Source organism: Allobosea sp. (assembly GCF_048595345.1).
Lineage (GTDB): Bacteria > Pseudomonadota > Alphaproteobacteria > Rhizobiales > Beijerinckiaceae > Allobosea.
Map to the genome: position 1 here is coordinate 1 of NZ_JBMDWH010000191.1, position 10,149 is coordinate 10,149.

General features: G+C 68.2%; 8 protein-coding genes. 3 read left to right on the forward strand and 5 right to left on the reverse strand.

The window, feature by feature from the left end; genetic code table 11:
- Positions 1-71 precede the first annotated feature (71 nt).
- The 3 genes from ACOJTB_RS16900 to ACOJTB_RS16910 all read right to left on the reverse strand — a co-directional run bounded on the left by ACOJTB_RS16900 (position 72) and on the right by ACOJTB_RS16910 (position 3,533).
- Positions 72-752, reverse strand: coding sequence for a response regulator (locus ACOJTB_RS16900; protein WP_420103691.1), 681 nt, complete (start codon positions 750-752; stop codon positions 72-74).
- 154 nt (positions 753-906) lie between these two features.
- Entirely contained in the window at positions 907-1,734 is an 828-nt protein-coding gene (locus tag ACOJTB_RS16905) for an alpha/beta fold hydrolase (RefSeq protein WP_420103692.1), read from the reverse strand.
- A gap of 95 nt (positions 1,735-1,829) precedes the next feature.
- On the reverse strand, positions 1,830-3,533 hold the full coding sequence (locus ACOJTB_RS16910; protein ID WP_420103693.1) for a cisplatin damage response ATP-dependent DNA ligase: 1,704 nt from the start codon (positions 3,531-3,533) through the stop codon (positions 1,830-1,832).
- 72 nt (positions 3,534-3,605) lie between these two features.
- Here ACOJTB_RS16910 and ACOJTB_RS16915 point away from each other — a divergent pair, with 72 nt between their 5' ends.
- Positions 3,606-4,376, forward strand: a complete 771-nt coding sequence (locus ACOJTB_RS16915; RefSeq protein ID WP_420103694.1) for an SGNH/GDSL hydrolase family protein — start codon at positions 3,606-3,608, stop codon at positions 4,374-4,376.
- A 154-nt stretch (positions 4,377-4,530) separates the two neighbouring features.
- Here ACOJTB_RS16915 and ACOJTB_RS16920 read toward each other — a convergent pair whose 3' ends face one another.
- Positions 4,531-5,619: a ligase-associated DNA damage response exonuclease gene (locus ACOJTB_RS16920; protein ID WP_420103695.1), complete on the reverse strand. Its 1,089-nt coding sequence runs from the start codon at positions 5,617-5,619 to the stop codon at positions 4,531-4,533.
- A 23-nt stretch (positions 5,620-5,642) separates the two neighbouring features.
- Between ACOJTB_RS16920 and ACOJTB_RS16925 the strand changes: the two genes are divergently transcribed.
- The gene (locus ACOJTB_RS16925; protein WP_420103696.1) at positions 5,643-6,602 is read left to right on the forward strand and encodes a class I SAM-dependent DNA methyltransferase; all 960 of its coding nucleotides are present in this window, start codon (positions 5,643-5,645) and stop codon (positions 6,600-6,602) included.
- 409 nt (positions 6,603-7,011) lie between these two features.
- Here the strand turns inward: ACOJTB_RS16925 and ACOJTB_RS16930 are convergent, their stop codons facing one another.
- Positions 7,012-7,689 carry a ZinT family metal-binding protein gene (locus ACOJTB_RS16930; protein ID WP_420103697.1) on the reverse strand — a complete coding sequence of 226 codons (678 nt, stop codon included), beginning with the start codon at positions 7,687-7,689 and terminating at the stop codon, positions 7,012-7,014.
- Positions 7,690-7,870: 181 nt separating this feature from the next.
- Between ACOJTB_RS16930 and ACOJTB_RS16935 the strand changes: the two genes are divergently transcribed.
- The coding region (locus ACOJTB_RS16935; RefSeq protein ID WP_420103698.1) for a ligase-associated DNA damage response DEXH box helicase at positions 7,871-10,149 on the forward strand (2,279 nt) is incomplete at its 3' end.

Sequence of the window (10,149 nt, forward strand, 5' to 3'; positions counted from 1 at the left end):
CCCTCCGATGAATCCCGGATCAGCGCCGCTGCGCGGCTTGTCCAGGATGACGCGGAGGTTCCGAGGCCCTCTCAGGCCGTTGCGGAGGCTCCGGCCGTGGCCCAGGCGGTGCCGGCGATCTTGGAGGCGGCGATCACGGCCTGGGTGCGGCTGTCGACGTCGAGCTTGGTCAGGATGGCCGAGACATGCGCCTTCACCGTCGCCTCGGAGACGCCGAGTTCATAGGCGATCTGCTTGTTCAGCAGCCCCTCGGACAGCATCATCAGCACGCGCACCTGCTGCGGCGTCAGCGTCGACATACGCCGCACCATATCGGCGATCTCGGCATCGACCGGGGCGGAGAGATCGACGCCGGGCGGGGTCCAGACGCCGCCGTCGAGCACCGCGCGGATCGCCTCGCCCATCTGCGAGACATCCGCCGTCTTGGGCAGGAAGCCGAGCGCGCCAAACTCGATGCAGCGGCGAATCACCGCCGGATCGTCATTGGCGGAGACGACGATGACGGGAATTTCGGGATGGTCGGCGCGCAGGAACAGCAGCCCGGAAAAGCCCTGCACGCCCGGCATGGTGAGGTCCAGCAGCACGAGATCGGCATCGCCGCCGCTTCCCAGCGTCTCGGTCAGCGCCTCGAGCGAGCCGACCTCGTCGACCGCCGCGCCCTCGATCGCGCTCGACACCGCCTGCCGCAGCGCGCCGCGAAACAGCGGGTGATCATCGGCGATCACGATCCTCGTCGAGGGCTGCTTGCTCATCGCGCCGGCTCCGTTCCTTCGTGCCCCATTCTGGAGAGAGGCGAGGCCGATCTCAACCACCCTCGCGGCAGGGTTGCAAGCGCCCCGGCACGCGGCGGGGCCGCGACGAACGGATAAGAGGCGCGGGACCGGTCCCGCGCCTCCTGGTTTCAATTCAGGCCGTGCCGCGCAGGAAGGCGACCAGATCGGCGTTCAGCATCTCCTTGTGGGTGATGAACAGGCCGTGCGGGGCGCCCTCATACTCCTTCAGTTGCGCGCCGGGGACGAGCTTCACCGCCTCACGGCCGGAGATGTCGATCGGCACGGTCTGGTCGTCGTCACCATGGATCACGAGGGTCGGCACGGTGAGCTTCGGCAGGTCCGCGCGGAAATCGGTCTCCGAGAAGGCGCGCACGCAGTCGATCGTGGCCTTGGGCGACGCCTTCAGCGCGTGAACCTGCGCCCAGTCGAGCATTTCGTCGGAGACCGGCGAGGTCAGCATGCCGACGCCGAAGAAGGTCTCGCCGAAGCCGGCGAGGAAATGCGGGCGGTCGTCCCTCAGCCCCTCGACCATCTCGTCGAAGGTGGAGCGCGGCGCGCCGTTCTCATGCTGCTCGGTCTTGAGCATATAGGGCGTCACGGCCGAGACGAGCACGGCCTTCGCGAGCCGCGCCGTGCCGTGGCGCCCGACATAGCGGGCGATCTCGCCTCCGCCCATCGAGAAGCCGACCAGCGAGACGCCGTTCAGGTCGAGCCCGTCCAGCAGCGCCTTCAAATCGTCGGCGAAGGTGTCGTAGTCGTAGCCGGTCCAGGTCTGATCCGACCGGCCGAAGCCGCGGCGATCATAGGTGATGACGCGGTGGCCGGCCTCGACCAGCGCGGGGACCTGATATTCCCACATGTCGCCATTGAGCGGCCAGCCATGGATGAGCACGACCGGCGCCCCTTGGCCGTGGTCGCGATAGAAGATCTGCGCGCCATCGGCGGCCTTGATGAAGGGCATGTTCGTCTCCGGGGGTGGGGAAGCGCTCCGGCCGCTGCGGCCGGCTTGCGGTGTCGGGAGACGAACGGGTTCGCCGGGCGTCTTGTTCCGGTGCGTCACCCCTCCTTCGGCAGCAACGCCTCCAGCACCTCGATCGCGTCGGCCTCGCTCGGCGGCTTGTCCCAGCGGATGCGATTGATGCGGGGGAAGCGCATGGCGAGCCCGGATTTGTGCCGCGTCGAGCGCTGCAGACCCTCGAAGGCGACCTCGAAGACCAGCCCGCTCTCGGCGGTATGCGTGACCTCGCGCACCGGGCCGAAGCGGTTCAGCGTGTGCTTGCGGACATATTTGTCGATTTCGATCAGCTCCTCGTCGGTGAAGCCGAAATAGGCTTTCCCGACCGGGACGAGTTCGAGCCCGCCCCCCTCCCCGACGCGCCAGACGCCGAAGGTGTAGTCGGAATAGAAGGAGGAGCGCTTGCCGTGGCCGCGCTGGGCATACATCAGCACGCAATCGACCAGCCTGGCCTCGCGCTTCCATTTCCACCAATAGCCCTTGGGCCGACCGGGCAGATACGGCGAGTCGAGCCGCTTGATCATGCAGCCCTCGACAGCTTCGGCATCGGCGCCCGCTCCGGCGGAGGCGGGGTCGGCGCGCGCGCTCGTCAGTTCCTCCCAGCTGGCGAAGGGGATCGTCGGCGAAAGATCGAAGCGCTGGCTCGCGAGCCGCGCGAGGAAGGCTTCCAGCCGCCGGCGCCGCTCGGCGAAGGGCAGATGGCGGATATCCTCCTGCCCGTCGATCAGCAGGTCGTAGACGCGGATATGGGCAGGGAATTCGCCCAGCATCTTGGCGGTGACGGCCTTGCGGTTGAGCCGCTGCTGCAAGGTGTTGAAGCTCTGGACCGTTCGCTCGCGCATCACCAGCAATTCGCCGTCGATGGCACCGTCCTGCGTCAATTCCTCGACGAGGTCGGGAAAGGCGCAGGCGATGTCCTCGCCGGTGCGGGAATACATCCGGGTGACGCGGGTGCCGTCTTCCCGCGTGCCGCTGGCGACCTGGACGCGGATGCCGTCCCATTTCCACTCGGCGCTGAACTCGGCCGGGTTCAGCTTGTCGAAATCAGCGTCTTCCAACGGGTGAGACAGCATGACGGGCCGGAAGGGCGCCGGATCGGTCGCCTCCGGCCGCGGCCCCCTGCCCTCCAGCCAGGCGAAGAGGTCGACATAGGGCGGCTCCAGCCCATGCCAGACATGCTCGACCTCGTCGGCGGGAATGCCGCCGAGACTCGCCGCCGCCGTCTTGGCGAGCCGGGCCGAGACGCCGATGCGCAAGCTCCCAGTGATCAGCTTCAGCAGCGCCCAGCGGCCGGTCTCGTCGAGCGCATCGAGCCAGGAGGCGACGAGGCGCGGCAGATCGGTCTTGCCGGCCTCGCGCAGGGCTTCGACCACCTCGGGCAGATGCGGCACGGCATTGGCGCCGTGCCGGGCGGGCCACATCAGCGCGACGGTTTCCGACAGATCGCCGACATAGTCGTAGGAGAGCGCGAACAGCACGGGATCGGTGCGCTCGGCGATGAGCGCGCGGATCAGCCCGGCCTTGGCATTGCGGAAGGAGAGCCCGCCCGTCATCGCCGCCAGGGCGTAGCCGCGATCGGGATCGGGCGTGGTGCGCAGATAATCCGCGATGAGCGCGAGCTTGCCGTTGCGGCGCGGCTCATAGGCGAGCCGGTCCAGCAGCCAGGCGAAACGGTTGAGTCCGTCACCCTCGGGCGCGGATGCGCTCGGAAAAGACGGGGTCGCCGCGTCTTCGATCGGTCTCATTCAGCCGCCATTCATGAATGAAATATTACCGTCCCCAGCATCGGACCCATCGGCTGCCGGGAATCTAACTTGATGCGCATCGCGTTGCGGCTTCTCGCTCTGCCTTTTTTCGCCGCAACGCTGAGCACCGCAACCGTCGCAGAGGCGGCCGGCTTCTCCTGCCGCGAGACCCCCATCGTCCATTCCAACATCGCCCTGGGCAGCATCGGCCAGCGTGTGGCGCAGGGTCAGCCGCTCGCGATCCTGGCGATCGGCTCCTCGACCACCGAGGGTATCGGCGCCAGCGAGAAGGCCCGCACCTATCCGGCGCGGCTGCAGGCCCTGCTGGGCACGGCCTGGCCGAAGACGAAGATCGACATGGTCAATGCCGGCATCGGCGGCGAAACGGCGCCGCAGACGCTGGCGCGGCTGAAGACGGCGCTGGCCGAGCGCAGCTACGACCTCGTGATCTGGCAGGTCGGCACCAATGACGCGGTGAACGGCGGCGATATCAAGGCCTTCAGGACGATGGTCGCGGACGGGATCGGCATGGTGAAGCGCGCGGGCAGCGCGCTCGCCATCCTCGACCAGCAATTTTACCCCTCGATCAAGGATCCTCAGCGCTACGCGACCTATGTCGCGGCGGTGGGCGATGTCGCGCGGCGCGAGGCTGTCCCTGTCTTCGGGCGCTATCAGGCGATGACCGAGTGGTATCGCAGCGATGCCGAGGCGTTCAAATCGGTGCTGTGGCAGGACGGGTTCCACATGAGCGATGCCGGCTATGATTGCCTGGCACGCAACATGGCGCTCTCGCTGACCGCAATGACCGGCCCCGCCCGGCCGGTGGTGGCGCAGTCGCGCTGAGCCCATCTGCGGTTCCTCACCCGCTCGCGAGCCCTCATCCTGAGGAGCGTTTCGCAAAAGCGCGTCTCGAAGCATGCTCCCGGAGGCTCCGGAACCGTCTGGACCATCCTTCGAGACGCGCCTGCGGCGCTCCTCAGGATGAGGGCTAAGGCAATCAACCCGTCTTGGCATCCGCCGCCTCCCCTTCGACTTCGGCCTCGCCCTCGTCGCCATAGCCGACCAGATGCAGCGGCTTGGCCCTGAGTCCCTGCGTGCCGCACCAGTGGACGAGAGCCTCGGCCTCGCCATGGGTGACCCAGATCTCGCCGGCCTGAACTTCGCGGATCGTGGCCAGCAGATCGTCCCAATCGGCATGGTCGGAGATCACCAGCGGCAGCTCGACGCCCTTCTGCCGGGCCCGGGCCCTAACCCGCATCCAGCCCGAGGCGAAGCCGGTGACGGGGTCGGGGAAGCGCCGCGCCCAGACGTCCTGCGTGGCGCTGGGCGGGCAGATGACGATCTCGCCGCCCAAGCTCTTGCGCTCGGCCGCGACGACCTTGCGAACTTCGCCGAGCGGAATCCCCTCGGCCTCGTAGAACTCGGTGATCTTCTCCACCGCACCGTGGATATAGATCGGCCGCTCGTAGCCGGCCTCCCGGATCAGGGCCATGACGCGCTGCGCCTTGCCCAGCGAATAGGCGCCGACGATATGCGTCCGTTCCGGGAAAAGGCGCACCGATTCCAGCAGCTTGGCGACTTCGCCGGAGGCGGGCGGATGGCGGAACACCGGCAGGCCGAAGGTCGCCTCGGTGATGAAGATGTCGCAGGGCACGGTCTCGAAACCGGCGCAGGTCGGGTCGCGCTCGCGCTTGTAGTCGCCCGAAGCGACGATGCGCAGGCCCCGGCTCTCCACCACGATCTGCGCCGAGCCCAGAACATGCCCTGCCGGCTCGAAGCGGAATTCGACCTCGCCGATGCGCGTGGTCTCGCCCGGCACGGCGATCTGCCGCGTGCCGGTGAAATCCTCGCCATAGCGCAAGGCCATGATGGCGAGCGTCTCGCGCGTCGCCAGCACCGCGCCATGGCCGGAGCGGGCATGGTCGGAATGGCCATGGGTGATGAGCGCGCGCTCCACCGGCCGCACCGGATCGATGTAGACATCGGCCGGCGGGCAGTAGAGCCCCGCCGGCGTCGGAACCAGCAGTTCGGAGGGGCGCCAGCGGGCGCCCTGTTTCACCCCGGCGGTTTGTCTGGTCAGCGTCATGCTCCTCAGATAAAGCCCCCGGCATGACGGAAAAGGCCCTCAGCACGCATTTCGCCTCCTCGGGCGATCCTGCCCTCGACCGACGCTATGGCTGGGCGAAAGCGGCCTTCGACGAGGGCGATGCGGCGGCAGCGGCCGAGATCCTCGACCAGACGCTGGCACAAGCCTATCACTTCACCGCCGCCTGGCATCTCTACGGTCTCGCCAAGGAGGCGCTCGGCCAGCGTGAGGACGCCGCGACCGCCTGGCGCCAATGCCTCGATCTCGACCCCAACGACCATTTCGGCGCCCGGCTCGATCTCGCCCGCATCGGGGCCATGGCGGCCGAACAGGCGACCTCCGAGAATTTTTCCGGCGCGCTCTTCGATGGCTATGCGGACCGTTTCGACAGCCATCTCACCCAGACCCTGCGCTACAACGCACCCGAATTGATGAAGGACGCGCTGGTGCGCTGCTGCAGCAACGCCGGCCGGCCGTTCCGGTTCGACATGGTGCATGATCTCGGCTGCGGCACCGGGCTGATGGGCGAGGCCATCCAGGAGCAGGCGGGCTATCTCGCCGGCTGCGATCTCTCGCCGCGCATGATCGAGAAGGCGCGCGCCAAGACCGGCGTCGACGGCCAGCCGCTCTACGACAAGCTTTCGGTGGCGGGGCTCACCGCCTATCTCGCCAGCCGGCCCGACCGGAGCGCCGATCTCATCCTGGCGGCCGACGTCTTCGTCTATCTCGGCGCGCTGGAAGCCTGCTTCGCCCAGAGCGCACGGGTGCTCGAGACCGGCGGGCTGCTCGCCTTCACGGTGCAGACCCATGAGGGCGAGGGTGTCGTGGTGGGCGAAGACAGGCGTTTCGCGCATGCGGAGGGCTGGCTGAGGGAAAGGCTGGTCGAGGCGGGGCTCTCCCCCTTGCTCGCCGAGCCCGCCAGCACGCGGCAGGATCGCGGCGTGCCGGTTCCGGGGCTGATCGTGGTGGCGGAGCTGCGATAGGCGCTTTGCGGATGCCAACCCACGCCGAAAGCCCCGACCGGCTCGCGCCGCGGGGTTTCGCAGGATGCGATCCCGAGGGGATGCGCGGGGGGTCCGAGCAGCGCACGGCGAAAGCCGCGTGCCGATGTCGATGTCGAGTGTCGAAGTCGATGCGGCGCCCGCCGGCCCCGCTCGAACCCCCCGCGCGCGGCTGTCTTGCGAGGTCCCCCGCCAAGGCGAAAACCGGGCCTGCCTGTTCGGCCCGGCGGCGGACAACCCCTCCGGATCAAGGCTCACCGTCCGTGGCGCGAGATCCGAACACCGCATTCCACCCGGCCGCACGATGCCTCGCGAAGCCCCCTCGGTCGGGCGGAACGGGGTGGAGGATAAGTTGAAACACCGGCAGCGGGGATAAGTCCCGCATGCGGCGTCAGTGGGCCAGCATCTCCTTGACGATCTGCTGGGCGCTCAGCTCGGCCGGGTAATAGGTCGGCCAGTTGGTGAGCTCCTTCAGCAGCGCGGCGCGATCATCGCCCCAATAGAGATGAAAATGCTCGGCGACCTCCGGGGCGATGTCGTGGTCGCTGAACTGGATGAAGCGGGGCGCCGCCGCATCGCCCTCGGTCTTCCTGAAGATGAAGCGCACGCCGCGATTGCCCTTCGGATAGGTCAGGATCTCATGGCCATCGGTGACATAGGTCGCCTTGGCCGCCTGCTCTCCGCGAAAGAATGTGACGCTGCTGCCGGCGATGACGATCCGGCCGACATCGGTCTTGTAGCCCGTTTCGTAATAGGCCTTGTACTCGCCGGCGCTCTTGCCGGCCTGCTTCGCCTTCTCGGCCATGACGGGGTCGAGGGTGCCGTCGACGAGATAGGGATAGACGGACTGCCACTCTCCTTCCCAATCCTCCAGCGTGCGCGGCTGGACCTGCTCGTCCTTGAAATAGCCCTTGTGGATCTGCTCCTTGGCGCCGTGGCTGTGACCATGGGCATGATCGTGTCCCTTCGACTTCGCCTGCAGGGGCGGGGCGACAAGGACGCTCCCCGCCAGAAGAAGCGCGCAGCCCAGCGACAGCGCGGCGATCGGTCGGATGAAGGCGGTCGGCATGGGGTCTCCTTTGAGCCGGGCGGGCATGGGCGTGCCCGAGAATGAATGCCTCATGCTATGTTATAATATTACATGTCAAGCGCGATCCAGGCTCAGCGATCGCTGCGTCCGCCACCCGACGCCGACGGCTCTGCGGCCATTCCCTTTCGTTCCGGCCGGGCGCTGCCTATCTTGACCGCGCATGGCCGCGCCCTCCCCGCTTCCTTTCGCCTTCGAGGCCTGGTTCGAGAGCCGCGGCTGGAGCGTGCGGCCGCATCAGCTCGCGCTGCTGGAGGAGGCTCGGGCCGGACGCTCGACCCTGCTCGTCGCCCCGACCGGTGCCGGCAAGACGCTGGCGGGTTTCCTGCCCTCGCTGGTCGAACTCGCCGGACGGGAGCGCACGCCCAAGGGCCAGCATGACGGGCTGCACACGCTCTACATCTCGCCGCTGAAGGCGCTTGCCGTCGACATCGCCCGCAATCTCGATGCCCCCGTGCGCGAAATGGGGCTGCCCATCACGATCGAAACCCGCACGGGCGATACCTCCGCCGCCAAGCGCACGCGGCAGATCCAGCGCCCGCCGGACATCCTGCTCACCACCCCGGAGCAGCTGGCGCTTCTGGTCTCGCATCGCGATGCGGCGCCGTTCTTCGCCTCGCTGAAGCGCATCGTGCTGGACGAGCTGCACGCGCTCGTCACCTCCAAGCGCGGCGATCTCTTGGCGCTCGATCTGGCGCGGCTGAAGGCGCTGGCGCCGCAGGTCTCGGCGGTGGGCCTCTCGGCGACGGTGCGCGAGCCCGCCGATCTGCAGCGTTATCTCGGCGGGGCCGAGACACCTGCCGGGCTGGTGACGGTCGCCGGCGGGGCCAAGCCGCGGATCGGCATCCTCGACACGGCAAGGCGCCTGCCGATCGCCGGCCACACCACGCAGCATGCGATGGCCGACATCTACGAGGCGATCCGCAGCCACAGGCTCACCCTCGTCTTCGTCAACACGCGCATGCAGGCCGAATTCGCCTTCCAGTCGCTATGGACGCTCAACGAGGACGCGCTGCCGATCGCGCTGCATCACGGCTCGCTCGATGCCACCCAGCGGCGCAAGGTCGAGGCGGCGATGGCGGCGGGCAAGCTCAAGGCGGTCGTCTGCACCGCGACGCTCGATCTCGGCATCGACTGGGGCGATGTCGACCTCGTCGTCAATCTCGGCGCGCCCAAAGGCGCGAGCCGGCTGATGCAGCGCATCGGCCGCTCCAACCACCGGATGGATGAGCCCTCGCAGGCGCTGCTGGTGCCTTCCAACCGCTTCGAGATGCTGGAATGCCGCGCTGCGCTCGACGCCGTTCACGAAGCGGCCCAGGACACGCCGGCCGCCCGCATCGGCGCGCTCGACGTGCTGGCCCAGCATGTGCTGGGCGTCGCCTGCTCGGACGGTTTCGAAGCCGACGCGCTCTATCGGGAGGTGCGCGGCGCCTCCCCTTATGCCGGCCTCACTCGCGAGGATTTCGACGCCGTCGTGCATTTCGTCGCCACCGGCGGCTATGCGCTGAAGAGCTATGAGCGCTTCGCCAAGCTGCGGCAGGACAAGGCCGGCCTCTGGCGGGCGAGCAACGCCAAGGTGATCCAACAATACCGCATGAATGTCGGCACCATCGTCGAGTCGACCATGCTGAAGGTGCGGCTCGGCCGGGCGCGGGCCGGCAAACCTGGGCAGCCTGGCATGATCACGCGCGGGGGCCGGGTCCTCGGCGAGATCGAGGAGTATTTCGCCGAGACCATGGTGGCCGGCGACACCTTCGTCTTCGCCGGCGAGGTGCTGCGCTTCGAGGGGATCGTCGAGAACGAGGCTGTGTGCTCGCGCGCTTCCCCCGGCACCGACCCCAAGGTGCCCTCCTATGCCGGCGGCAAGTTCCCGCTCTCGACCTTCCTGGCCGCCCGCGTGCGCGCCATGCTGGCCTCGCCCGCGCTCTGGCACACGCTGCCGGATGAGGTCGCCGCCTGGCTGCATGCACAGAAGCAGAAATCGCGGCTGCCCCAGCCCGGCGAATTGCTGGTCGAGACCTTTCCGCGGGCGGGGCGCTTCTATCTCGTCGCCTATCCCTTCGAGGGCCGGCTCGCGCACCAGACCCTCGGCATGCTGCTGACGCGGCGGCTGGAGCGCGCGCGGATGCGCCCGCTCGGCTTCGTCTGCAACGATTACGGCATGGCCTGCTGGGCGCTGGGCGACATGAGCGCGGCGATCGCCCGCGGCGCGCTCGACCTCGACGAGCTCTTCGCGCAGGACATGCTGGGCGACGACCTCGAGGAATGGATGGCGGAATCGGCGCTGATGAAGCGCACCTTCCGGCAATGCGCGGTGATCTGCGGGCTGATCGAGCGCCGCTTCCCGGGCCAGGAGAAGAACGGGCGGCAGGTCACCATGTCGACCGACCTCGTCTACGACGTGCTGCGCCGGCACGAGCCGGACCACATCCTGCTCAAGGC

Excerpts from the sequence above, each read along its gene's own strand:
- ACOJTB_RS16925 (WP_420103696.1), top strand. The coding sequence starts at position 5,643 with ATGACGGAAAAGGCCCTCAGCACGCATTTCGCCTCCTCGGGCGATCCT.
- ACOJTB_RS16900 (WP_420103691.1), bottom strand. The coding sequence starts at position 752 with ATGAGCAAGCAGCCCTCGACGAGGATCGTGATCGCCGATGATCACCCG.
- ACOJTB_RS16915 (WP_420103694.1), top strand. The coding sequence starts at position 3,606 with ATGCGCATCGCGTTGCGGCTTCTCGCTCTGCCTTTTTTCGCCGCAACG.
- ACOJTB_RS16910 (WP_420103693.1), bottom strand. The coding sequence starts at position 3,533 with ATGAGACCGATCGAAGACGCGGCGACCCCGTCTTTTCCGAGCGCATCC.
- ACOJTB_RS16905 (WP_420103692.1), bottom strand. The coding sequence starts at position 1,734 with ATGCCCTTCATCAAGGCCGCCGATGGCGCGCAGATCTTCTATCGCGAC.
- ACOJTB_RS16920 (WP_420103695.1), bottom strand. The coding sequence starts at position 5,619 with ATGACGCTGACCAGACAAACCGCCGGGGTGAAACAGGGCGCCCGCTGG.
- ACOJTB_RS16930 (WP_420103697.1), bottom strand. The coding sequence starts at position 7,689 with ATGCCGACCGCCTTCATCCGACCGATCGCCGCGCTGTCGCTGGGCTGC.